This is a genomic window from Streptomyces saintjeani, from assembly GCF_055409605.1.
This window is the reverse complement of record NZ_CP189624.1, coordinates 8,931,210-8,954,983: the sequence shown is the minus strand read 5'-3', so window position 1 is coordinate 8,954,983 and position 23,774 is coordinate 8,931,210. Positions and strand designations below refer to the sequence as shown.

Here is a 23,774-nt window from a genome sequence, read left to right as displayed (position 1 = left end):
CAAACAAATGCTTGGTGGGTTACGGTAAATCGCCGTTCCGGCTCCGGACAAGCAGGGGGGCTGATGGACCTGCCCGAGTACGTACCTGGCCATGGGTTGCTCGTCGGAAAGACGGTGGTCGTCACGGCCGCCGCCGGGGCGGGCATCGGTTCGGCGGTCGTCCGGCGGAGCCTCGAAGAGGGCGCGCGTGCCGTGGTGTTCGGGGACGTCCACGAGCGGCGGCTCGCCGAGGCGCACGAGGCGCTGGAGAAGGAGTTCGGCGCGGACCGGGTCCGGGCGGCCGTATGCGATGTGACCGTCGAGGAACAGATCGAGGAACTCCTCGACGTGGCCGACGCGTTCGGCGGCGTCGATGTGATGGTCAACAACGCGGGGCTCGGCGGGACGCGTTCGGTGCTGGAGATGAGCGACGCCGAATGGGGGCGGGTGCTGGACGTGACGCTGACGGGCACGTTCCGGTGTGTACGGGCGGCCGGGCGGCGGATGGTTCGGGACGGGCGGCGCGGGGTGATCGTCAACAACGCGTCGGTGGTGGGGTGGCGGGCGCAGGAGGGGCAGGCGCACTACGCCGCCGCGAAGGCCGGGGTGATGGCGCTGACGCGGTGCGCCGCGCTGGACCTCGCCGGGCACGGGATCCGGGTCAACGCGGTGTCGCCGAGCCTCGCGCTGCATCCGTTCCTGGAGAAGGTCACCAGCGCGGAACTGCTGGACCGGTTGACGAGCCGCGAGGCGTTCGGGCGGGCGGCCGAGCCGTGGGAGGTGGCCAACGTGGTCGTGTTCCTCGCGAGCGGCTACGCGTCGTACATGACCGGTGAAGTCGTCTCCGTCAGCAGTCAACACGCCTGAGAGGAGGGCCCGTTGTGAGACTGCACACGCCGCTGTGCGATCTGGTCGGGGTGCGGTATCCGATCGTGCAGACCGGGATGGGGTACGTCAGCGGGCCCGAGTTGACGGCGGCCACGGCGGCTGCCGGGGGGCTCGGGATCCTCGCCGGCGCGACGCTGACCCTGGAGGAGACCCGGGACGCGATCCGCGCGGTGCGCGAGCGGACCGACGCGCCGTTCGGGGTGAACCTGCGCGGGGACGCGCCGGATGTGCTGGAGCGCGGGGAGTTGCTGGTGCGGGAGGGGGTGCGGGTCGCGTCGTTCGCGCTCGCGCCGCGGGAGCGGGTGATCCGGCGGCTCAAGGAGGGCGGGCTGGTCGTCGTGCCGTCCGTGGGGGCTCGGCGGCATGCGGAGAAGGTGGCGGGGTGGGGGGTGGACGCCGTTGTCGTGCAGGGCGGTGAGGGGGGCGGGCACACCGGGGGCGTGCCTACGTCGATCCTGGTGCCGCAGGTCGTGGACGCGGTGGACATTCCGGTGATCGCGGCGGGTGGGTTCCGGGACGGGCGGGGGCTGGTGGCGGCGCTCGCGATGGGGGCCGTGGGGGTCGCGATGGGGACGCGGTTCCTGCTGACCAGTGACAGTACGGTGCCGGACGCGGTGAAGGCGGAGTATCTGCGGCGAGGGGTGGACGGGACGGTCGTGACGCGGGTCCTCGACGGGGTTCCGCAAAGGGTGTTGCGGACGGAGTTGGTCGAACGGCTCTTGCGGGAGCGGGCGTTGGGCCGGGCCTGGCGGTCCGTGCGCAACGCGTCGGCGTTTCACCGGAGTTCGGGCATTCCTTGGTCCGCCATGGTCCGGGAGGGGCTCGCGATGCGGCGGGGGCACCAGCTGGGGTGGTCACAGGTGTTGATGGCCGCGAACACGCCGATGATGCTGCGGGCGTCGATGGTCGAGGGGCGGGTGGATCTCGGGACGCTGGCGTCGGGGCAGGTGGCCGGGGTGATCGAGGATCTGCCCAGTTGCAAGGAGCTGATCGAGCGGATCGTGGCCGAGGCGGAGGCAGTGCTCGCGCGGCTTACGGGGTTCGCGGAGATTCCCGGCGGCTCCGAGTCCGCCGGGCCTACCGGCTTCACCGGGTGAAGGGGCTTCCATGGGTGCCGAGTTCATCGCCACGACCGTCGACGAGCGGGGCGTCGCCGAGGTCGTCGTCGACCGGCCGCCGGTCAACGCGCTTCCCGTGGCGGGGTGGTACGCCCTCGCGGACGCGGTGACGCGGCTCGGCCGGGACCCCGCCGTACGGGTGGTCGTGCTGCGGGCCGAGGGCCGGGGCTTCAACGCCGGTGTGGACATCAAGGAGTTGCGGGGCGAGGGGGCGATCGTCGAGGTGAACCGGAGCTGCTTCGCCGCGTTCGCCGCCGTGTACGAGTGTGCTGTGCCCGTCGTCGCGGCCGTGCACGGGTTCTGTCTGGGCGGGGGGATCGGGCTGGTCGGCAACTCGGACCTCGTGATCGCCTCGGAGGACGCGTACTTCGGGCTGCCCGAGGTGGACCGGGGGGCGTTGGGGGCGGGTACCCATCTCTCGCGGCTGGTGCCGGGGCATCGGGCGCGGGCGATGATGTACACGTGCGCGACGGCGACGGCCGCCGAACTCCACGCGTACGGCTCGGTGTTGGACGTCGTGCCCGAACCGTCGTTGCGTTCGCGGGCGTTGGAGGTGGCCGCCGAGATCGCGGGGAAGCATCCGGCGGTGATCCGGGCGGCGAAGGAGGCGTTCAACGGGATCGACTTGTGGGACGTGAAGCGGAGTTACCGGTATGAACAGGGGTTCACGTTCGAGATGAACCTGTCGGGGGTGGCCCGGGAGGAGAGGTTCGGACTCGCCACTGACACCGACACCGACACCGGCTCGGGCTCAGGTTCGGACTCGCGCTCCGGCTCCGGCTCCGGCTCCGGCTCCGGCTCCGGCTCCGGCTCCGGCTCCGGGGAGTAGGCCATGGACCTGACCTGGAGCCCCGAGGAGGACGCGTTCCGTCAGGAAGCCCGCGCCTGGCTGGCCGCACATGTGCCGTCGCCCCCCTTGCCGTCCGGCGACACCCGCGACGGCTTCGCCGCCCATCTCGACTGGGAACGTGAGCTGTTCGCGGCCCGCTGGTCGGTCGTGTCGTGGCCGGAGGAGTACGGCGGGCGGGGTGCGTCGCTGTGGGAGTGGCTGATCTTCGAGGAGGAGTACTACCGGGCGGGCGCACCGGCCCGGGTCACCCAGAACGGGATCTTCCTGCTGGCCCCCACGGTCTTCCGGTACGGCACCCCCGAGCAACAGGCCCGTCTCCTCCCGAGGTTGGCGGCGGCCGAGGACCTCTGGGCGCAGGGCTGGTCGGAGCCCGGAGCGGGCAGCGACCTCGCGGCGATCCGCAGCCGTGCGGCCCGTGTCGACGGTGGCTGGCGGCTCACCGGCCACAAGACGTGGACCACGCGCGGCGCCTTCTGCACCCACCTCTTCGGCCTGTTCCGCACCGACCCCGACGCGGACCGGCATCGCGGCCTCACCTACTTCCTGCTCCCGCTCGACGCCCCCGGCGTCACGGTCCGGGGCTTCCAACGCCTCGACGGGGACGAGGGGTTCGCGGACGTCTACCTGGACGACGTCTTCGTGCCGGACTCCGACGTACTCGGCGCGGTGGGCCAGGGCTGGACGGTCGCCATGGCCACCACCGGCTCCGAACGCGGCTTGACGCTCCGCTCCCCCGGCCGCTTCCTGCACACCGCCGACCGGCTGGTGGAGCTGGCCGAGTCCATGGGCGCCGGGCCCCACCGGGACGACGTCGTGCAGGCGTGGATCGACGCGCAGGCGTACCAGTGGTTCACCCTGGAGCAGGTCACCGCGATCACCGACGGCCGTGAGGTCGGCGCCGAGGCCAGTCTCAACAAGCTCTTCTGGTCCGAGCTGGACGTCCGCCTGCACGAGACGGCCGCCGAACTCCTCGGCCCCGGCGCCGAGTTGGCCGGACCCTGGAGCAAGGGCTTCCTCTTCTCGCTCGCCGGTCCCCTCTACGCCGGCACGAACGAGATCCAGCGCAACATCGTCGCCGAGCGGCTGCTCGGGCTGCCCAGGAGGTGAGCGGGTGCGTTTCTCCGTGACCGAGGTGGACGCGGCGCTCGCCGAGGCGGCGGGCGGGGTGCTGGCGAAGCCCGACGTATGGCGGATGCTCGCGGAGGTGGGAGTGCTCGGCGCACTCGTACCCGGCGAGGCGGGACTCGACGAGAACTGTCTGCCGCCGCTGATGGAGCGGCTGGGGCACAGCGGGGTACCGGTCCCGGCCGCCGAGACGATCGCCGTCGGTGCCCCCCTGCTGACCGAACTCCCCGTGCTGGCCGAGGTGTTGGACGGTTCGGCTCTGCTGACCGTCTCCTTCTCCGAGGGCTCACCGGTGCCGTTCGCGGCCCGAGCGGATCTCGTCGCTCTCGCGGCGGCCGGTCGGATACGGCTGTTCCGGCGTGCGGAGTTGAGCATCGAGCCCCTCGAATCGGTGGACGCGACACGGCAGTTGGCGCATGTCACGGCCCCGGCCCGGGGCGGAGTGCTGCTCACCGACGATCCCTCCGTGCTCGAAGTGGCCCGGCGACGAGGGGTGTTGGCCACGTCAGGTCTGCTCGTGGGCCTCGGGACCCGAATGGTCGAGCTGACCGTCGCGTATGTGCGGGAGCGGGAGCAGTTCGGCGTACCGGTCGGCTCGTTCCAGGCGGTGAAGCACACGCTGGCCGACGTCCTGGTGGCGTTGCGGTTCGCCCGCGCGTCGGTCCTCGCGGCGGGGTGGGCGCAGGCCGCCGGGGACGCCGACGCGGACGTACGGACGTCGGCGGCGAAGGTGCTCGCCTCGGAGGCGGCCCGGAAGACCGCGCGGGCGGCGATCCAGTGCCACGGCGCGATCGGCTACACCACGGAGTACGACTTGCACCGCTACGCCAAGCGGGCATGGGCCCTTGCGGCGGACTGGGGAGGTCCCGCACACCACCGGGCCCTGATAGCAACCCGGTTGGGCCTCTCCCAACCCCGAGGAGACGCATCATGATCTGCCAGAACCGAGTAGCCGTAGTCACCGGCGCGGGCCAGGGCCTCGGCCGCGAACACGCCCTCGCCCTGGCCGCCGAGGGCGCCGCCGTCGTCGTCAACGACCTCGGCGGGGCCGCGAGATCGGTCGCGGAGGAGATCACCGCACGCGGCGGCACGGCGGTGGCCGACGTGGGTGACATCAGCGACTGGACGTACGCCGGGTCCCTGGTCCACCGGGCCGTGGAAGAGTTCGGCACGCTGGACGCCCTGGTGAACAACGCGGGCATCAACCGCGACCGCATGCTGGTGTCGATGACGGAGGCCGACTGGGACACTGCCCTCAGGGTGAACCTCAAGGGCCACGCGGCCCCCTTGCACCACGCCGCGGCCTACTGGCGCGACCGTGCGAAGAGCGGCCACCCGGTCGCCGCTCGCATCATCAACACCTCTTCCGGCGCGGGCCTGTCGGGAAGCATCGGCCAGGGGAACTACGGCGCCGCGAAGGCGGGCATCGCCACCCTCACCATCATCGCGGCGGCCGAACTCGCCCGCTACGGCGTGACCGTGAACGCGATCGCCCCCACCGCGCGAACCCCGATGACCGAAGCCGTCGAAGCGTTCGCCGACCAGATGCGGGCCCCGGAAACGGGCTTCGACACCATGCATCCCGCCAACGTCTCCCCCCTCGTGGTCTGGCTGGCCTCCACCGGATCGACCGAGGTGACAGGCCGGGTCTTCGAGGTCGAGGGCGGAGTCATCAGCGTGGCGGACGGCTGGCAGCACGGGCCTCGGGCCGAGCGGGATCGGCGGTGGACGGCGGCCGAAGTGGGTCCGGCGGTACGCGAGTTGCTGAACCGGGCGCCCGATCCGGCTCCGGTGTACGGGCGCTGACCTCCGGCGTGCGGGAGCTGACGGAGTCCACCAGCCCCCACTCCAACGCCGTACCGGCCTCCAACTCCCGCCCGGACAGCACCAGGTACAGCGTCCGGTGCCGCCCGATCCGGCGTGGGATGCTCACGGTTCCTCCGGCGCCGGGGATCAGCCCCAGGTCCAGTTCCGGGAGCCGGATGCGCGTGTCCGGTGCCGCGACCACCCTCCCCGCGAAGGCCGACAGCTCGATGCCGGCGCCGATGCAGTGGCCGTGGATCCTGGAGGTCAGCCGGTCCCGGACGGCATGCAGCCGGCGCGCGGCACCCGCGCTCGTCCGGATCAGGTGGGCCGTGGCCAGGTCGGTGGCCGTACCCAACTCGTCCAGGTCGCCGCCCGAGCTGAACTCGGGACCGTTGGCGTCGAGGACCACCTCCCGAATGCTCAGATCCTGAACGGCCAGGTCCACGGCGGCAGTCAGCGCGTCCCGCAGCTGGGCACTGTGGGAGTTGCGCCGGGCGGGATGGTTGAGGTGATCCGCAGAAAGCCGCCTGGACTGGGCGCGCAGCGGAGTGCCCCTGCTGACCGGTCACGCCGAGGGCCCGCCCCTGCTGCCGCCGGGCGGAGCCGCGACGTTCACGTCCCGGCTCACCGACCACATCGCCGCCGCAGGCGGCGCCCGCCCCGGCGCTGTGGGGCGCACTGATCGGAAACGCGTTCAGCCAACGGGAGTTGGCGACCTGGCCGGCGACTCGCACGGGCGCCGAACTGGACGAACGCACCGAACTCCTGGGCCTCGCAGGCGGATCGATCGCCCCTCGCCCCGACCGTACCTACCCTCTCCCCGGCCGCCCTCGCCCGGACGGCGCCCGCTCCGGCGGCAGCGCCTTCTACGACGTGCCGCACGCCGGTCAGGAGTCGGCCGTCCTGGACCCCGCCACTGCTCAAGGACACACCGCGCCGAGGGAGTTGGTGGCCCGTGCCGACGTAGTGATCGAGGCGTCCCGCCCCCGCGCGCTGCAAGGGTTCGGGCTGGACGCGGCGGCCGAGGCTGCGTTGGTGCGGCGGACATTCATCGCAGGTCAGTCATCGGATGTGTAGCGAGATCCACTAGAGGTGATCACCCGTCCGGCCGATCCTCAAACGTTCATGTCCGTTAGCCGAATTGAAGCCGACCCGAGTCTTGTCACTGCGGGCGACGGCATCGTAACGTCCTCGGCATTCCGAGATACATCGGAGGAATCACGGCTCAGGGGAGAACACGGCCAATGACGCCCGCTCGTATCCGCTCGACCGCAGCCGCCACCGCCGTCCTCGCGGCGCTCGCCCTCGCCACCGCCTGCAACCGCGACAGCGCCGACTCGTCCTCGACGGGCGGCAAGTCCCCCGTCGGGATCGATCTGCCGCGCTCCGACACCGACTTCTGGAATTCCTACGCGCAGTACCTCAAGAAGGACATCAAGACCGACGGTATCGACGCGCTGCCGCTGAGCAATTCGCAGAACGACGTGACCAAACTCGTCGCGAACGTCCAGGTGTTCCGCAACACGGGCGCCAAGGCGGTGGTGATGGCGCCGCAGGACACGGGCGCGATCTCGTCCACGCTGGACAGCCTGTCGGCGGCGAAGATCCCGGTGGTCAGCGTCGACACGCGGCCGGACAAGGGCGACGTCTACATGGTGGTGCGCGCGGACAACAAGGCGTACGGCACGAAGGCGTGCGAGTTCCTGGGCAAGCAGCTCGGCGGGCAGGGCAAGGTCGCCGAGTTCCAGGGGGCGTTGGACTCCATCAACGGGCGTGACCGCTCGGAGGCGTTCGCGGCGTGCATGAAGGCGAAGTTCCCGAAGATCCAGGTGTTCGAGCTGCCGACGGACTGGAAGGGCGACGTCGCCTCGGCGAAGCTCCAGTCGCTGCTGGCCCAGCACCCGGACCTCAACGGCATCTACATGCAGGCCGGGGGCGCCTTCCTCCAGCCGACGCTGGCGCTCCTGGAGCAGAAGAAGCTGCTCAAGCCGCCGGGGCAGCCGGGCCACATCAGCATCGTCTCCAACGACGGCATCCCGCAGGAGCTCGACGCGATCCGCAAGGGCCAGATCGACGCGACGGTCTCCCAGCCCGCCGACCTGTACGCCAAGTACGCGCTGTACTACGCGAAGGCGGCGACCGAGGGGAAGACGTTCACGCCGGGCCCCACCGACCACGGCTCCACCATCATCAAGATTCCGGGCGGACTTGAGGACCAGCTCCCGGCTCCGCTGGTGACCAAGGCGAACGTCGACGACGCCACGCTGTGGGGAAACAACATCGGCTGATGCGGGGGAACGGCATGACCGACACCAGCACCACCCCGGTGGCCGAAGCCATCGGTGTCTCCAAACGGTTCGGGGCGACGGTCGCCCTGCGCGACGCGCACATCGCCGTCGCCCCGGGCGAGTCCCACGCTCTGGTGGGCCGCAACGGCGCGGGCAAGTCGACCCTCGTCTCCCTGCTCACCGGCCTCCAGCGCGCGGACGCGGGCACCCTGCGCTTCTCCGGCGCCCCGGCACCGGCGCCGGGCGACCTCGACGCGTGGCGTTCCCGGGTCGCCTGCGTCTATCAACGCTCCACGATCCTCGACGAGTTGACCGTCGCCGAGAACCTCTTCCTGAACCGGCAGAGCGCGAGCGCCGTACGCCCGATCCGCTGGCGGCAACTGCGGGAGCGGGCGCGGGAGTTGCTGACCGAGTACGGGGTCGACGTCGACCCCGCCGTGCAGGCGAGGGAACTCACCGTCGAGCAGCGGCAGTTCGTGGAGATCGCGCGGGCCCTGTCGTTCGGCGCGCGGTTCATCATCCTGGACGAGCCGACGGCGAAGCTCGACGCGCGGGGCATCACCCGGCTGTTCGCGAAACTCCGTGAACTGCGGGAGCAGGGCGTCGCGTTCCTGTTCATCTCGCACCACCTCCAGGAGGTGTACGACCTCTGCACGACGGTCACCGTGTACCGGGACGCGACGCACGTACTGACCGCGCCGGTCGCCGAGTTGGGGCACCGGGAGCTGGTGGAGGCGATGACGGGCGAGTCGGCGGCGATGCCGGTCGCGGTGCCCCGGCAACGGACCGCAACCGCTTCCACCGAGTTGCTGTCCGTCTCCGGCCTCACCCTTCCGGGCGTCTGCGAGGACCTCTCCCTGGCCGTGCGGTCCGGTGAGGTCGTCGGGCTCGCCGGGTCCGCCGCGAGCGGGAACGTACAGGTGGGCGAGGCCATCGCGGGGCTGCACAAGGCGCGGGGCGGGCAGGTCGCCGTACGCGGCCAGGTCGTGCGGACCGGGAGTGTGCCGTCGGCGCTGGCCGCCGGGGTCGGGCTGGTGCCCGAGGACCGGCATGCGCAGGGGCTGGTCACCGGGCGGAGCGTCGCCGAGAACGCGACGCTCACGGTCACCGACCAGCTCGGGCCGTTCGGGACCGTACTGCCGTCCCGGACACGGGAGTTCGCGGGGCGGGTGATCCGGGAGCTGGACATCAAGACGCCCGGAGCCTCGACGCCGGTCGCCGCGCTGTCCGGCGGGAACCAGCAGAAGGTCGTCGTGGCACGGGCGTTGGCCACCGACCCCGATGTGCTGGTCGCGATCCGGCCCACGAACGGGGTCGACGTCAAGTCCAAGGAGTTCCTGTTGGGCACGGTCCGGGGGATCGCCGACGGCGGGAAGGCCGCGCTGATCGTCTCCGACGAGCTGGACGATCTGCGGGTGTGCGACCGGGTCGTCGTCATGTTCCACGGGCGGGTGGTCGCCGAGTTCACGCCGGGGTGGCGGGACGAGGAGATGGTCGCCGCCATCGAGGGCGTCGCCGACGCCTTGGGGAGGTAAACCATGTCCGTGACCACCGAAGTGACGCCGCCTCGGACCAAGGCGGCCGGGCTCTCCCGGCTCGATCTGGGCCGCTTCCGGGACCTGTCCCTCGTACCGGTCATCCTCGTCCTGATGCTGATCGGGTTCATCGTCTCGCCCGCCTTCCTCACCTCCGACAACCTGATCGGGGTGCTCCAGCAGTCCACGGAACTCAGCCTGCTGGTGCTGGCGACGACCTTCATCCTGATCAGCGGACGGATGGACCTGTCGCTGGAGTCCACGATCGGGGTCGCTCCGGTGATCGCCGTCTGGCTGGTCCTGCCGAGCAGCGGCGGGCGGTTCAACGGGGTCGATCTGCTGCCGGGCTGGACGGCGGTCCCGCTGTGTCTGCTCGTCGGCGCGGTCATCGGGGCCGTGAACGGGTTCCTGATCCTGAAGCTGCGGCTCAACGGGTTCATCGTCACGCTCGGCGCGCTCACCATGCTGCGCGGACTCCAGGTCGCCTTGTCCGACGGGCAGTCGATCGTCGACCTGCCGCCGTCGTTCACCTACCTCGGCCGTACGTCGTGGGCCGGACTGCCCGCCGCCGTCTGGGTGTGCGGGGTGCTGTTCGCCCTCGGGGGCGGGGCGTTGGCGTGGCTGCGGCACGGGCGGGCGCTCTACGCGATCGGCGGGAACCAGGAGGCGGCCCGTACGGCCGGTATCCGCGTCGACCGCATCGTCTGGATCGTCCTCGTCGTCGGCAGCGTGCTCGCCGCGTTCGCCGGGATCCTCTACAGCGGGCACTACGGGTCCATCTCCGCGACGCAGGGCAGCGGCTGGATCTTCCAGGTGTTCGCCGCGACCGTGATCGGCGGCGTGAGCCTCAACGGCGGCAAGGGCTCCGTGTTCGGGGCCCTCACCGGGGTGCTGACGCTTCAACTCGTCGTCAATGTCATGACGTTGGCGGGGGTGCCGCCGCTGTGGAACCAGTTCCTCAACGGGGTCATCATCATCGTGGCGCTGATCGTGTCGCGGTTCGCCTCGGGGGAGAAGCAGGAGTGAACCGTCACCTCCGCTGGGCCGCCAGCCGGATCGGAGCGTTCGCGGCCCCGTATCCGCTGTAACCGCCGTCCCGTTGGACGAACTCGAAGAACACCTGGCCGACCGTCGCCGTGTAGCAGTGACGGAACTCGCCGCCCTGCTCGTCGCGGTCGTAGAGGATGCCGAGTTCGCGGTAGGTCTCCAACTCCGTTGCGGGGAGGTCGAACCGGGCCGCGAGGTCGTCGTAGTAGTTGCCGGGGACGTGGAGCAGGGGGGCGCCGGACGACTGGAACGCGCGGGCCGTTGCTATCAAGTCGTCGACGGCTACGGCGATGTGGCGGGCCCGGTCGTCGGCCTCCGGTGTGGGCGCCAGGTTGAGGACGAGGTGCGGGCCCGAGGGGGACGCCGAGAGGGCTCGGCTGCGGAACAGGCCGTAGGGGTCGGCGAGTTCGACTGTCTCGTGGGGGCTGAGGCCCAGGATCGTGCGGTGGAAGAGGACCGCTTCGTCGAAGTGGTGCCAGGGCTGGGTGAGGGCGAGGTGGTCGAGCCGGCCGTCCGCCCCGCTCTCGCCGGTGAACGTGAAGTCGTCCGTCCAACTCGCCAGTCCTGTGCGGCGGGTGGCGCAGAAGAGGACCTCCGTGCCGTCGGGCGACGCGATGGAGTCGAGGGGGACGTCCCGGGCGGCGCGGTGTTTGGGGAGGGTGGGGGCGAGGAGGGCTTCGGCGCGGCGGGCCGAGGCGGCGGGCTCCGTGGACTCCAGGCCCAGGGCCGCGAGAGTCGTCCGCGTGCGCCCGGTCGCCGTGTTGAGGACGATGCGGGCCTCGCCGCGCTCCCAGAGGGCGACCGGTTTCGTGTGGTGGCGGGCCGTGCGGGTGAAGCCGATGGAGGTGAGGAGGTCCTCGGTGGGCTGGGGGTCGCTGGTCGCGAGTTCGGCGAAGGCTACTCCCGTCACCCCCACGGAAGCCGGGAGGCGGGAGGCTCCCGCGCTCTCCTCCAGGGCCAGCAGGGAGCGCATGCCGTCGAGGGCGGTGCGGCCCGCGTCGGCCTGGCGGAAGACGTCGTTGAAGACTTCGAGGGAGAGGGGTCCCGCGTACCCCGTGGCGAGGACATGGCGGAGCAACTCCGTGACGTCCAGGCCGCCTTGGCCCGGGAAGCAGCGGTAGTGGCGGCTCCACTGGAGGACGTCCATCGCCATCACGGGCGCGTCGGCGAGCTGGAGGAAGAAGATCTTCTCGCCGGGGATGTCCGCGATGCCCTTGGGATCAGAACCCCGGGAAAGGATGTGGAAGCTGTCGAGGCAGGTGCCGAGCGCCGGATGGCCGGCGTCGCGGACGATCCGCCAGGCGTGGTCGTACGTGCTGACGTGCCGCCCCCACGCGAGCGCCTCGTACGCGACGCGGATTCCGGACTCCTGGGCCGCGTCGGCGAGCCGGGCGAGCTGCGCGGCGGCCAACTCGTCGTCGTCCAGGGCCAGTACGGACACGTTGGAGCAGACGAGGACCGTGTCCACGCCCAGCCGTCCCATGAGCTCGAACTTGTGGCGGGCGCGGCGCAGGTTGCGGGCGAAGAGGTCCTCGGGGACGGCCTCGATGTCGCGCATCGGCTGGTAGAGGTCGATCGTCAGGCCCAGGTCGGCCGCGCGGGCGGCGATCTCCTCCGGGGAGAGGGGGCTCGCGAGGAGGTCGTTCTCGAAGATCTCCACGCCGTCGAAGCCCGCGCGCGCCGCGGCGGCGAGTTTCTCGGTGAGGGTGCCGCTGAGGCAGACGGTGGCGATGGACTTACGCATGGTCGCTCCCGATCCGGATCCAGGTCTTGCCGGCCCGCAAGGAGGCGCCGGAGAACGCCTCCTGAGCCTCCGTCAGAGAAAACTCCGCCTCGATCACCCTTCCCGGGCGGGCCGTCGGCAGTTCGGCGACGGCTGCGGTGAAGTCGCCGGGGTGGTCGTAGATCATCGAGCCGCGCACCACGAGCTGGCGGCGCACCACGTCGTCCGTACTCAGCGGCAGCGGCTCGGAGTTGAGCCCGACCAGCACGACCGTCGCACCCGGAGCCGCCCGCTCGACCGCCGGGCGCAGCGCGGGGGCGTACCCGGACGTCTCGAACACGTACGTGAACCCGCCGCGCCCGTCGTCCGCGACCGCGCCCGACCGGACGGCCTTCTCCAGCCGGAGAGGGTGGGGTTCCGTGACGACGGGCACGGCGCCCAGGCGGGCCAGGGTCAGACAGACCAGCAGCCCCTGCGCCCCCGCCCCGACGACCAGGCAACGGTCGTACGGAGTCACGCCGCTGCGACGGACGGCGGCTCGCGCGACGGCGTACGGCTCGGCACATGCGAGGTCGGTGAGGTCGGCGGGGTCGGTAAGACCGGCAGAGCCGGTGAGGTCAGCCGGGTGCGCGAACGGCGCCGGGACCACAACGCGTTCGGCGAGGACGCCGGGGCTGTTCAGTCCGACGATCGCGCGGTGCGGACACGCCGAGGTCAACCCCGTGAGGCAGTCCGCACACTTCAGACATGCGTAATTGGGTTCGATGACGACCCACTGACCCACCTGGCGGTCCACCACGTCCGTTCCTACGGCGACGATCCGCCCGAACCCCTCATGCCCCATGACCCAGGGGTACGCCGGAACCTCGCGTCGGCCGTGGAACACAGCGAGGTCGGTCCCGCACACCCCGACCCCCTCCACAGCCACCACCACGTCTCCCGCCCCGCCCTCCGGCGAGACCTCCGGCCAGTCCCCCACCACTTCGACCCGCCCCGGCGCCACCAGAACCGCCGCTCTCACGAGACCTCCCAGCCGACCACTAGACGGTTCACTTGTTCCGCTCTACGGCCAACTCTACCGTCACCGCCACCGAAGGCACCCCCTCCTCAGCACCCCGCATCCGCCAGGCCACCACCGCCGACACCAGACACCCCACCGCGACATACCCGGCGACCAGCGACCACCCGCCCCCGGCCCAGATCACCAGCACCCCGGCGATCAAGGGCGTGAACCCTCCGCCCACGGCACTCGCCAACTGGTACCCGACCCCCGCCCCGCTGTACCGGTACTCCGCCCCGAACATGTCGGTGAACAGCGACTGCTGGACGGACACGGCCATGTCGTGCCCGATGTTCACGAGCACCACCGCGCACACGACGACGAGCACCATCGACCCCGACTCCATCGCCCAGAAGTACGGCACCGCGCTCGCCGCCCCGATCAGGCCGCCCGCGACGTAGATCCGCCGTCGCCCGTACCGGTCGGCGAGATACGCGAAGGCCGGGATGGTCACCACGGCGAGCCCCCCGACCGCGAGGTTCACGTCGAGCAGGCTGTCCCGGTCGAGCCCCAACTCGTCGGTGCCGTACGACAGTCCGAAGGTCGTCACCCCGTAGAAGGTGAACAGCTCCACGAACCGCAGCCCGATGATCGCGAAGAACCCGCCGGGGTTCGAGCGCACGGCGGCGACCAGCGGTACGCGCGGACGGGCCCCCTCCGGCATCCCGGCGACCTTCTCGGTGAACACCGGCGACTCCTCGACCTTCGCCCGGATCACCAGCCCGACCAGCACCAGGAACGCACTGAACAGGAACGGTATCCGCCACCCCCAGGCACGGAACGCGGCCTCCGAAGTGCCCGACGACATCAGCTTGGTGACGAGCGTCGCGAGCAACAGCCCGAAGGACGCGCCGACTTGAACACCGCTGCTGTACAACGACCGCCATTTCCGGGGCGCGTTCTCCACCGCCATCAGCGCGGCCCCGCCCCACTCGCCGCCGACCGCGAAGCCCTGCGTGGCCCGCAGCAGCACCAGCAGGACGGGCGCCCAGATCCCGGCCTGCGCGTACGTCGGCAGGACACCGATCAGCGTGCTGGCCACACCCATGATCAGCATGGTCAGCACCAGCATCCGCTTACGGCCCAGCCGGTCGCCGAAGTGCCCGAAGACGATGCCGCCGAGGGGCCGGAAGAGGAAGCCGACGCCGAAGGTGGCCCAGGCGGCGAGGGTACCGACGGCCGGCGAGGCGTCGGGAAAGAAGAGGTCGCCGAAGAGGAGCCCGGCGACGATGCCGTACAGGAAGAAGTCGTACCAGTCGACCACGGCGCCCATGAAACTCGCGAAGGCCGCACGCCGGGCGAGGGCACGGCGGGGAGCGCCGTACGCGGTGTCCTGCGGGGTGCTGCTCATCTCTCACACACTCCGTCGGGTGAGGGGGAGGGGGAGCCGAGCGAGCGGGCCCGGCGCCCGTCGAACCCATCGGTCCACACAATGGACCTTTTGATCCGACAAGCGGAACGATAGGTCGGGCGGTTTGCGCCGATCAAGAGTTGCGGCAAGATTTCCTCGGCGCCGCCGGGCGGCGGGTCCGCAGGGCGGACTACCGTCGGGGCACGCACAGGGAACGGCAGTCGGACCGACGGGGAGACCACGCATGAGCGCGAACGACCAGGAACGACCCCTCCAGGACTCCGACACCCACGCCCCCGGCGTCCGCAGCGTCCGCCGAGCTGTCGAGATCCTCAACCTCCTCAGCGAGGACCGCCCCGTCGTGACTCTGCGCGAGGTCACCGAGGCCACCGGCCTCGCCAAGACCACCGCGCTGCGTCTGGTCCAGACCCTGGAGGAGACCGGCCTCCTCGGCTCCCACCCCGCCGGATACACGGCGGGCCCGGCCCTGTGGCGCTGGGCGTACCTCGCGCGGAGCCAGTGGGAGGTCCCCCAGGAGACCCGCAAGGTCATGCGCGACCTCGCGGACCGCCTCGGCGAGACCGTCAACCTGTTCGTCGCCCGGGGCGTGCACCGCATCTGCGTCGCCCACGAGGAGAGCCCCCACCCGCTACGCCACGTCGTGGACGTCGGCGACGAGCAGCCCCTGTGGGCCGGCGCCTCCTCCAAGATCCTCCTGCGCGACGCCCCCGACCCCTTCCTGCGCCGGGTCGCGACCACCTCCCCCCAGGGCGAACCCCTCGCGGACCGGCTCAGGACCTGGGCGGCGGAAGCGGCCGAACGCGGATACGCGGTCAGCTCCAGCGAGTTCGACGAGGGCCTCACCGCCGTGGCCGTCCCGATCACCGGCCGCACGGGCAAGGTGGCCGCGTCCCTCTCCCTCAGCGGCCCCACGCACCGCTTCCCGTACGAGTCGATCGAACGCTTCGCCACCGAACTCGCCCAGGGCGCCCGCCTCATCTCGGACCAGGGCTTCAGCCACCCGCTGGGGAACGCGGGCTGAGCGGCATCTCCGAAAGAATTCGACGGTACGCGAGGTATTGACGCTGCCCCTGAGGCACCTATCATCCGAACCGTCCGACGCTCTGTCCGCCGTTCGTATATGCGAACGGCGCCGCAGACGGCAGGCGTACGACACCCCCGCGCACCCCACCTGAACAGCCCGAAAGCCCGCCCGAAGGTGGGAGCGCTCCCACCCCCCACTGGAGGAGCCGATGGACGACACAGGAGATCCGACCCCCGGCATGTCATGGCCGAGACAACAGATCACCCGGCGCGGAGCGCTGGCCGGCGGAGCCGGTCTGCTCCTGGGAGCCGCGCTCCCCCACACCGCCGAGGCCACGACCGCAGCCGCGACGTACAACAACCCCGTCCTGTGGCAGGACTTCGCCGACATCGACGTCATCCGCGTCGGCGACGCCTTCTACTACTCCGCCTCGACCATGCACTACTCCCCCGGCGCTCCCATCCTCCGCTCCTACGACCTCGTCAACTGGGAGTTCGCCGGCCACTCGGTCCCGAGGCTGGACTTCGGCGCCAAGTACGACCTGAACGGCGGCCGGGGATACGTACGCGGAATCTGGGCGTCGTCCCTGGCCTACCGCCCGAGCAACCGGACGTTCTACTGGCTGGGCCAGATCGACTTCGCGCGGACGTTCCTCTACTCGGCGCCCTCGGTGGAGGGCCCGTGGAGCCAGCTGGCGTCGCTGGGGAACGTGTACTACGACGCCGGGCTGCTGGTCGACACGGACGACACGATGTACGTCGCGTACGGCAACACCACGATAAGCGTTGCCCAGTTGGCGCCGGACGGCCGCAGCCAGGTACGCGCGCAGCAGGTGTTCAGCACCCCGGCGAGCATCGGGACGCTGGAGGGCTCCCGGTTCTACAAGGTCGGCGGCAACTACTACATCTTCGTGACTCGCCCGGCGAACGGCCAGTACGTCCTGAAGTCGACCGGCGGCCCCTTCGGCCCGTACACGCTACGGCAGTTGCTGCTGAACCTGCCGGGTCCGGTGCCCGGCGGCGGGGTCCCGCATCAGGGCGGGCTCGTGCAGACGCAGACCGGCGCCTGGTACTACCTCGCCTTCGTGGACGCCTATCCGGGCGGCCGGATCCCGGTCCTCGCGCCGGTCACCTGGACGTCGGACGGCTGGCCGGTGCTCCAACTCGTGGGCGGCGCCTGGGGATCGACGTATCCGAGCCCCGTACTGCCCACTCCCCCGCGTCAGGTCGCGCCGATGATCGGCGTCGACACCTTCGACGGTACGAAGCTGAAGCCGAAGTGGGAGTGGAACCACAACCCGGACGACACCAGGTGGTCGGTGAACAACGGCCTCACGCTGTCCACGGCGACGGTCACGAACGACCTGTACTGGGCCCGCAACACCCTCACCCACCGTATCCAGGGCCCGAGTTCGACCGCGACCGCCACCTTGGACATCACCGCGATGCGTGACGGCGACCGTGCGGGGCTCGCGCTGCTGCGGGACTCCTCCGCATGGATCGGCGTCAAGCGGGAGGGTACGGCGACACGGCTCGTGATGGTGAACGGGCTGACCATGGACGGGAGTTGGAACACGACGGGGACGGGCACGGAGGCGGCGAGCCTGCCTGTGACCGCGGGCAGGCTCTGGCTGCGCGCGAATGCGGACATCCGGCCCGGCGCGGCCCGCTCCGGCACCTTCTCCTACAGCCTCGACGGCGTCACGTTCACCCGGCTCGGCCCGGCCTTCTCGATGGGCAACGCCTGGCAGTTCTTCATGGGTTACCGCTTCGCCGTCTTCAACCACGCCACCCGGGCGCTCGGCGGTTCGGTCCGCGTCTCGCGGTTCGAGGTGTCGGTGCCCTGACGGCACGCCCCGTAAAAAACGGCACTCCCGCAAGGAAACAGCGCAACCCGCAAGGAACCCGCATCCCGTACGAGGAGAACCATGAATCTCCGAACACGACAACCCGCCCTGCTGGGCGCGCTGGCGGCGGTCACGCTGCTGGCCGGCGGTACGGCGGCGGCCGTACCGAAAGACGTTCCAGCGCCTGCCCCCGCGCTCAAGGCGTCCACGCTCGGCGCCCAAGCCGCCCAGTCGGGGCGGTACTTCGGTGCCGCGGTCGCCGGGTACAAGCTGAGCCAGTCGGTGTACTCGACGATCCTGAACCGGGAGTTCAACCAGGTCACCGCCGAGAACGAGATGAAGTGGGACACGGTCGAACCCTCCCGTGGCTCGTTCAACTTCGGCCCCGGGGACCAGATCGCGAACCAGGCGTCCTCGCACGGGCAGAAGCTGCGCGGCCACACGATGGTCTGGCACTCCCAACTCCCGGGCTGGGTCGGCTCGATCGGCGACGCGAACACGCTGCGCAGCGTCATGAACAACCACATCACGCAGCTCGCGAACCACTACAAGGGCCGCGTCCACTCGTGGGACGTCGTCAACGAGGCGTTCGCGGACGGCACCGGCGGTCGCCGGTCGACCGTGTTCCAGAACGTGCTCGGCGACGGGTACATCGAGACCGCGTTCCGCACCGCCCGCAGCGCCGATCCGGCGGCGAAGCTCTGCTACAACGACTACAGCATCGAGGACTGGAACGCGGCGAAGACGCAGGGCGTCTACCGCATGGTCCGCGACTTCAAGTCCCGTGGCGTGCCGATCGACTGCGTCGGCTTCCAGTCCCACTTCGGCGCGGGCGGACCCCCGTCCACGTTCCAGACGACGCTCGCGAACTTCGCGGCGCTCGGCGTCGACGTACAGCTCACCGAGCTGGACATCCCGCAGGCCGGGACGACGGCCTACGCCAACGCCGTGCGCGCCTGCCTCAACGTCCCGCGCTGCAACGGGATCACCGTGTGGGGCATCCGGGACAGCGACTCGTGGCGTACCGGCCAGAACCCACTGCTGTTCGACAACAACGGGGCGAAGAAGCCGGCGTACAACGCGGTGCTGACGACGATGGGCGGCACGCCGACGGCCGCCCGGACCACCGACGCGGCTGCCCTGCCCAGTAGTTACTCCTGGAGCTCCAGCGGCATCCTGATGTCCCCCAAGTCCGACTCGACGCACAACATCGCCGGGCTGAAGGACCCCTCGGTCGTGTACTACAACGGCAGGTACCACGTCTTCGCGAGCGTCGCGAACAGCGCCGGGTACAACCTGGTGTACCTGAACTTCGCCGACTGGTCGCAGGCCGCGAACGCCACGCACCACTACCTGGACCGCACGCCGATCGGGGCCGGGTACCGGGCCGCGCCGCAGGTCTTCTACTTCGCGCCGCAGGGCCTGTGGTACCTCGTCTACCAGACCGGCAACGCCTCGTACTCCACCAACCGCGACATCTCCAACCCAGGCGGCTGGAGCGCGCCGCGCAACTTCTACCCGTCGATGCCCGACATCATCCGCCAGAACATCGGCAACGGGTACTGGGTCGACATGTGGGTGATCTGCGACGCCTCCAACTGCTACCTCTTCTCCTCCGACGACAACGGCCACCTCTACCGCTCGCAGACCTCGCTCTCCCAGTTCCCGAACGGCTTCACGAACACGGTGATCGCCGCGCAGGACTCCAAGTACGCGATGTTCGAGGCGAGCAACGTGTACAGAGTCCAAGGCAGCGGCCAGTACGTGCTGTTGGTCGAGGCGATCGGCTCGGACGGCAGGCGGTACTTCCGCTCGTGGACGTCACCGGGCATCGCCGGTTCGTGGACACAGCTCGCGGCGTCGGAGTCGAACCCGTTCGCCCGGTCCACCAACGTGACGTTCCCGGCGGGTGCTTGGACGCGTGACATCAGCCATGGCGAGATGATCCGCGCGGGGTACGACCAGACGCTGACGATCCCGTCGTGCCGTCTCCAGTACCTCTACCAGGGCATGAACCCGGGTGCGGGCGGCGACTACAACAGTCTCCCGTGGCGCCTGGGCCTCCTCACGCAGACCAACTCGGCCTGCTGACCGGCGCGTTACGACGCCTGCGGCTCCCGGCTCCGGTCGGGGGCCGTACGGCGTTCCTCGGCCGCCCGGCGCCGGGCGAGGGTGTATCCGGTTCCCGCGAGGAGGGCGGGGACGGCGAGTTCGGTCGCGATGGACGCGGCCCACTCGGGGTTGAGGCGGCTCGTGCTGCCGCTGGTGTACTGGCAAGTCGCCTGTGGCGAGAGGAAGTTGTAGTCCAGGGTCCTCGGCGGGTTGCTCCTCCAGTCCCCGCCCCGGGAGCAGGCCGCCGAGGGGCCCGCGAGCAACGGCCAGCCGACCAGCGTGTACACGAGCACGAACACGGAGCCGAACACGAAGAACACCACGCGGGTGCGCCCGAGTTTCTCGGCCCTGGTCATCGGCTCGACGAACCGTCCGCCGAGCGGCGGTTCCAGGCACTCGGCGACGAGGGCGACCAGCAGGCAGGTCACGAGGAGCACCATCCCGGCCCACATCAGTACGCTGAACGGTCCGTGGCCGCCGATGGACGACACGTCCCCGCCCTCGAACTCGCAGACGGTGGCCGGCGGGAACGCCTGGTCGCGGGTCCGCAGCAACCGCCCCGGCCCTTCGACCAGTCCGTGCGCGCATTCCTCGTCGAACTCCAGCATTCCGGCCGCCGCGACCAGCGACCCGACCACCAGCACGGCGAAGGAGATCCCCGCCGTGGCCCACAGCCTGTCCGTTCGATAACTCCCGTACATCCGGGCACAGTAGCCGTCAGGGCACCTGCTTGACGTTCTTCATCGTGAAGTGGGAGACGATGTTCCTGATCCCGGGGATGGCCATGACCCGCGTGCTCATGAAGGTCTCGTACGCGGCGAGGTCGGCGACGGCGACCCGCACGAAATAGTCGGGGGCGCCGAAGAGCCGCCGCAGCTCCAGGACCTCGTCCGCCCGGGCGAGGGTCTCCTCGAAGCGTTCGACGGTCGCCGCGTCCTGCGACTCCAGGCTGAGATCGACCAGCACCTCGAAGGCGCGGCCCCGGGCGGCGGGGTCGATGACGGCCCGGTACCCCTGGATCACCCCCTCGGCCTCCCTCGCCGGTTCCCTGGAGCTCCTCCTCGTCGGCATGATCGCGAGCACCACCCCGCTCACGGCGATCGCGGTGACCGTCCTGGTCGTCAACTTCCGCCACGTGTTCTCTCCATAGTTCTGCTCTGCCTCACTGCAACGAGTGGTCTGATCAACTATCTCCGGAGCGTCCTGTCTGTCCTGTTCCTCCGTATTCCGGGTTGGTGTTCCAGAGGAGGGAAGTTGGACCTTTTCTTCGTTCGACGGCCGCTGGTGGAGCGGTACGGCGGTGGCCCCGTTGGACCGGCAGGTGATTCCGGACGGGACGCCGATCGTGCTGGGGGCGGACATGCGGCCGGTGGAGCCGCTGTCGTCGTGCTGCGGCTGGTTGAGCACCTCGCCTCTCGGCAGACGGACCTGCTCACCTACGCACGGCATGCAGGTGAGGCATCTCGCGCTCGATCAGTACCTGTTCTTCCGCGACGTTGGGCTGGGCGGGCAGTGCCCCGACGGCGAGGTTGATGTCGCTTTTCGGGGCGGATTCCCGCACCGCAACCGGGCGGCAGCCGAGCTCGCGCTGATGACCGGGATGCGCAAGCGGGAGTGGTCGACAGCGCTGCTGCCGGAACTGGCCCGGCGGAGTTCGGCTTGCAGGCATGCGCGAAGGGCGGCGGCGCCGGAAGGTCTACGGGAGATCGTCGAGCGGGCGGGGGGGCCGCCTCGCCCGCCGGCACCGCGAGCTGTTCGCCGCGCTCGGCCTGAGCCAGGCGACCTGGTATCGGCACCACCGCAGGTCCCTGGCTCCGGTGCGGCAGAAGCGGGAGCGCAAGCGGCATCCGCGGGCTCCGGCAGAGACAAAGGAGGCGAAGGTCCTGGCCGTGCCGCGCTCGGCCGCGTCCGTCGGCATGGCGCCTGCCGAGATCTGCGCGGTGCTGCTGGACCGCGGCATCTGCCTGTGCCCGGAGGCGGCGATGTACCGGATCCTGCGCAAGCACGGCGAGGTCCGCGAACGGCGCCGGCAGGCCACGCATCCGCCGCGCGAGAAGCCCGGGCTGATCGGCACCGCACCCGACCGGGTCTGGCCGTGGGACATCACGACGCTGAAGGGCCCAGTCAGGAGCGGCTGTTTCCGCCTCTGCGCAATCATCGGCATCCACAGCCGCTGCACGGCCGGCTGGACGGCCGCCGCCCGGAGAACAAGGAGCCGGCCGGGCGGTTCCTTGTCCTCGACGATCGCCGAGTACCCTCTCCGGCACGGCCGGTCGACGATCCACTCGGTCGGATCGCGGTTCACCGATGATCGCCCACAACGTCGCGCAGATGCCGGACAACCCGGGTGTCACCACATCGCACTCCCGGCCCAGGACGTCCAACGACAATCCGTACCCGGAGAGTCGGCACAAGACCCTCGGACACCGGCACGGCTTTCCCGGGCGGTTCGGCCGCGTCGAGGACGCCCGCGTCTGGTGCACCCCCTTCGACGTGCACTTCGGCCTCGCCGACCAGCTCCGCGAGATGCGCGCCGACCTCCGACACGACGATCAAACGATCCCGGCACAGGGATAGAACGATCTACCTGCCTTGATCGCGTTGACAGGCTCCGCCCTATCCGTCAGCTCGCCTCGACCCGTCACAAGATCATTATCAGACGCGGCACACCTAGCCCACGCCCACGCTGCTCTGGGAGGCGGGGAAGCAACTGGGCTCGCCCGGGGCCAGCATGACCTCCATGGAGTACATCTTGTCCGGGTGCAGGGCGCCCTTGAGGGCGGGCTGCACCAGCACCAGAGAGTCTCCACGCGGGATGGCGCCGGGCCGGATCACCATCAGGCGTCCGTTCTTCGGATCCCGCGACGAGACCGTCTCCAGGTTGGCGTTGTCGGTACGGACCCTGGCGGAGCAGGACTCCGAGGCCCGCAGGACCACGGCCGGCACGCCCAGGCTGCGCAGCGCCGCCTGGAGCCCGGACACCTCCGCGCCCGTCACCAGAACGGTGACGGTCCCGTCCTTGCGCGGAGCGACCGTGTAGGAGGCGTTGCTCAGCACCGGCGCGCTCCCGTCCGGCACGCGGGTGGCGCTGTGGCCCTTTTCCGCTTGCGGGGTGGCGGTGGTGTCGGCCGCACGCGGGATCAGCACCACCGCGGTGACGGCTGCCGCCAGTCCCAGCGCGGTGACCGCGATCCGCCGGGTGCGGAGCGGTCGCACAGGCGCCTCCGTCGTGGGCGGCAGGGCTGCGGCGCGGGCGGTGAGTTCCTCGGCGAGCTGCTGCTGGAAGTGCACGGGAGCGGTCATGAGTGGGCCTCCGAGGCGACGTGCAGGGATGTGATGGGCTGGGTGTCGACACGCTGCAGGGACTTGCGGGCACGGTGCAGGCGCACCCGGGCGGTGGCCGCGCTGATACCGAGGGCCTGTGCGGCCTCACGGACGGTCAGTGAGTCCAGGGCCACCAGGTCCAGCACGGCGCGCAGCGGCTCGGACAGAGCCGCGTGCCGCGCGGCCAGCTGCCGGATCTCGCGGGCCGCGTCGATACGGCCCGCGATCGCGCTGATGTCCTGATCGTCCAGCATCCGCTGCGCGGCGATCCGGATGGCGGCCCGCTGCTCGCGGGCGCTGCCCCGGAAGTGGGCGGCCAGGATGTTGCGGGAGATGCCGTGGAGCCAGGCGACCGGTGTACCGCGCCGGGCGTCGTACGTGTGCGCCTGTTCGAGCGCGGTCAGGAAGATGTCCGCTGTCAGGTCCGCGGCCAGGTGCGGGCTGTCGGTGCGCCGGGTCACGAAGCCGAGCACAGTGTCGAACTGCTGCTGGTAGAACACGGCGAACCCGGCCGGGTCACGCACGGGTGGCGCTGTTGAATGCTCCGCTTGCACGGACGACTCCTTGAACGGACGAGCAATGCCTTACAGCTCTACTTGGCTCGGGCTCCCAAAAGCGTTACCCGCCTCACCAGCCGACTCGTCCACCGCACAGGCCGGCGCCCGTGCCGTGCCGCC

At 70.5% G+C, this 23,774-nt stretch carries 22 protein-coding genes and 1 pseudogene; 15 read left to right on the top strand and 8 right to left on the bottom strand.

From position 1 onward, the window contains the following. Window positions 1-63: 63 nt before the first annotated feature. From ACQCO7_RS40155 to ACQCO7_RS40130, 6 genes are read left to right on the top strand one after another with little or no spacing between them, the layout of a single operon-like run. Window positions 64-846, top strand: a complete 783-nt coding sequence (locus tag ACQCO7_RS40155; protein WP_464076453.1) for an SDR family oxidoreductase — start codon at window positions 64-66, stop codon at window positions 844-846. A 20-nt stretch (window positions 847-866) separates the two neighbouring features. Continuing rightward, window positions 867-1,964 carry an NAD(P)H-dependent flavin oxidoreductase gene (locus ACQCO7_RS40150; protein WP_464077414.1) on the top strand — a complete coding sequence of 366 codons (1,098 nt, stop codon included), beginning with the start codon at window positions 867-869 and terminating at the stop codon, window positions 1,962-1,964. 10 nt (window positions 1,965-1,974) lie between these two features. Next, on the top strand, window positions 1,975-2,814 hold the full coding sequence (locus ACQCO7_RS40145) for an enoyl-CoA hydratase family protein (RefSeq protein ID WP_464076452.1): 840 nt from the start codon (window positions 1,975-1,977) through the stop codon (window positions 2,812-2,814). 3 nt (window positions 2,815-2,817) lie between these two features. Then, window positions 2,818-3,942 carry an acyl-CoA dehydrogenase family protein gene (locus tag ACQCO7_RS40140; RefSeq protein WP_464076451.1) on the top strand — a complete coding sequence of 375 codons (1,125 nt, stop codon included), beginning with the start codon at window positions 2,818-2,820 and terminating at the stop codon, window positions 3,940-3,942. A 4-nt stretch (window positions 3,943-3,946) separates the two neighbouring features. Continuing rightward, window positions 3,947-4,894 (top strand): acyl-CoA dehydrogenase family protein, encoded by a 948-nt coding sequence (locus tag ACQCO7_RS40135; protein ID WP_464076450.1) that lies wholly within the window; start codon window positions 3,947-3,949, stop codon window positions 4,892-4,894. Then, entirely contained in the window at window positions 4,891-5,766 is an 876-nt protein-coding gene (locus ACQCO7_RS40130) for an SDR family oxidoreductase (protein WP_464076449.1), read from the top strand. Before ACQCO7_RS40135 ends, ACQCO7_RS40130 begins: the two co-directional genes overlap by 4 nt. 70 nt (window positions 5,767-5,836) lie before the next feature. Here ACQCO7_RS40130 and ACQCO7_RS40125 read toward each other — a convergent pair. Next, window positions 5,837-6,223: pseudogene (locus ACQCO7_RS40125) on the bottom strand (enoyl-CoA hydratase/isomerase family protein); the annotation flags it as partial. A 251-nt stretch (window positions 6,224-6,474) separates the two neighbouring features. On the opposite strand from ACQCO7_RS40125, the gene ACQCO7_RS40120 reads away from it, so the two are divergent. The 4 genes from ACQCO7_RS40120 to ACQCO7_RS40105 all read left to right on the top strand — a co-directional run bounded on the left by ACQCO7_RS40120 (window position 6,475) and on the right by ACQCO7_RS40105 (window position 10,615). Then, window positions 6,475-6,843: a CoA transferase gene (locus ACQCO7_RS40120; RefSeq protein ID WP_464076448.1), complete on the top strand. Its 369-nt coding sequence runs from the start codon at window positions 6,475-6,477 to the stop codon at window positions 6,841-6,843. Window positions 6,844-7,010: 167 nt separating this feature from the next. Next, window positions 7,011-8,054, top strand: a complete 1,044-nt coding sequence (locus ACQCO7_RS40115) for a sugar ABC transporter substrate-binding protein (RefSeq protein WP_464076447.1) — start codon at window positions 7,011-7,013, stop codon at window positions 8,052-8,054. 14 nt (window positions 8,055-8,068) lie between these two features. Then, a complete protein-coding gene (locus ACQCO7_RS40110) occupies window positions 8,069-9,589 on the top strand; it encodes a sugar ABC transporter ATP-binding protein (RefSeq protein ID WP_464076446.1) in 1,521 nt (506 codons plus the stop codon). Between the two features lie 3 nt (window positions 9,590-9,592). Next, window positions 9,593-10,615, top strand: a complete 1,023-nt coding sequence (locus ACQCO7_RS40105; RefSeq protein ID WP_464076445.1) for an ABC transporter permease — start codon at window positions 9,593-9,595, stop codon at window positions 10,613-10,615. 4 nt (window positions 10,616-10,619) lie between these two features. On the opposite strand, the gene ACQCO7_RS40100 is transcribed toward ACQCO7_RS40105, so the two are convergent. The 3 genes from ACQCO7_RS40100 to shiA are packed head-to-tail and all read right to left on the bottom strand — an operon-like array spanning window position 10,620 to window position 14,770. Next, complete coding sequence (locus tag ACQCO7_RS40100; protein WP_464076444.1) at window positions 10,620-12,380, bottom strand: TIM barrel protein; 1,761 nt, start codon at window positions 12,378-12,380, stop codon at window positions 10,620-10,622. Then, the gene (locus ACQCO7_RS40095) at window positions 12,373-13,380 is read right to left on the bottom strand and encodes a zinc-dependent alcohol dehydrogenase (RefSeq protein WP_464076443.1); all 1,008 of its coding nucleotides are present in this window, start codon (window positions 13,378-13,380) and stop codon (window positions 12,373-12,375) included. Before ACQCO7_RS40095 ends, ACQCO7_RS40100 begins: the two co-directional genes overlap by 8 nt. Before the next feature lie 28 nt (window positions 13,381-13,408). Then, window positions 13,409-14,770, bottom strand: a complete 1,362-nt coding sequence (gene shiA, locus ACQCO7_RS40090; protein WP_464076442.1) for a shikimate transporter — start codon at window positions 14,768-14,770, stop codon at window positions 13,409-13,411. Window positions 14,771-15,014: 244 nt separating this feature from the next. On the opposite strand from shiA, the gene ACQCO7_RS40085 reads away from it, so the two are divergent. From ACQCO7_RS40085 to ACQCO7_RS40075, 3 genes are all read left to right on the top strand, one after another. Beyond that, the gene (locus tag ACQCO7_RS40085; RefSeq protein ID WP_464076441.1) at window positions 15,015-15,812 is read left to right on the top strand and encodes an IclR family transcriptional regulator; all 798 of its coding nucleotides are present in this window, start codon (window positions 15,015-15,017) and stop codon (window positions 15,810-15,812) included. 241 nt (window positions 15,813-16,053) lie between these two features. Next, on the top strand, window positions 16,054-17,661 hold the full coding sequence (locus ACQCO7_RS40080) for a glycoside hydrolase family 43 protein (RefSeq protein ID WP_464077413.1): 1,608 nt from the start codon (window positions 16,054-16,056) through the stop codon (window positions 17,659-17,661). A gap of 81 nt (window positions 17,662-17,742) precedes the next feature. Further along, entirely contained in the window at window positions 17,743-19,752 is a 2,010-nt protein-coding gene (locus ACQCO7_RS40075) for a glycoside hydrolase (RefSeq protein ID WP_464076440.1), read from the top strand. Window positions 19,753-19,760: 8 nt separating this feature from the next. Here the strand turns inward: ACQCO7_RS40075 and ACQCO7_RS40070 are convergent, their stop codons facing one another. Together ACQCO7_RS40070 and ACQCO7_RS40065 are read right to left on the bottom strand one after the other, a co-directional pair. Further along, the gene (locus ACQCO7_RS40070; protein WP_464076439.1) at window positions 19,761-20,474 is read right to left on the bottom strand and encodes a hypothetical protein; all 714 of its coding nucleotides are present in this window, start codon (window positions 20,472-20,474) and stop codon (window positions 19,761-19,763) included. 16 nt (window positions 20,475-20,490) lie between these two features. Further along, window positions 20,491-20,796 (bottom strand): Lrp/AsnC family transcriptional regulator, encoded by a 306-nt coding sequence (locus ACQCO7_RS40065; RefSeq protein WP_464076438.1) that lies wholly within the window; start codon window positions 20,794-20,796, stop codon window positions 20,491-20,493. On the opposite strand from ACQCO7_RS40065, the gene ACQCO7_RS40060 reads away from it, so the two are divergent. Further along, entirely contained in the window at window positions 20,771-20,923 is a 153-nt protein-coding gene (locus tag ACQCO7_RS40060; RefSeq protein WP_464076437.1) for an AzlC family ABC transporter permease, read from the top strand. The genes ACQCO7_RS40065 and ACQCO7_RS40060 overlap by 26 nt on opposite strands. 1,157 nt (window positions 20,924-22,080) lie before the next feature. After that, window positions 22,081-22,350, top strand: a complete 270-nt coding sequence (locus ACQCO7_RS40055) for a hypothetical protein (protein WP_464076436.1) — start codon at window positions 22,081-22,083, stop codon at window positions 22,348-22,350. A gap of 93 nt (window positions 22,351-22,443) precedes the next feature. Here the strand turns inward: ACQCO7_RS40055 and ACQCO7_RS40050 are convergent, their stop codons facing one another. Both ACQCO7_RS40050 and ACQCO7_RS40045 read right to left on the bottom strand, forming a co-directional pair. Further along, the gene (locus ACQCO7_RS40050) at window positions 22,444-23,076 is read right to left on the bottom strand and encodes a hypothetical protein (RefSeq protein WP_464076435.1); all 633 of its coding nucleotides are present in this window, start codon (window positions 23,074-23,076) and stop codon (window positions 22,444-22,446) included. Further along, window positions 23,073-23,621 carry an RNA polymerase sigma factor gene (locus tag ACQCO7_RS40045; protein ID WP_464076434.1) on the bottom strand — a complete coding sequence of 183 codons (549 nt, stop codon included), beginning with the start codon at window positions 23,619-23,621 and terminating at the stop codon, window positions 23,073-23,075. The genes ACQCO7_RS40050 and ACQCO7_RS40045 overlap by 4 nt, the downstream gene beginning before the upstream one ends. Between the last annotated feature and the right edge of the window lie 153 nt (window positions 23,622-23,774).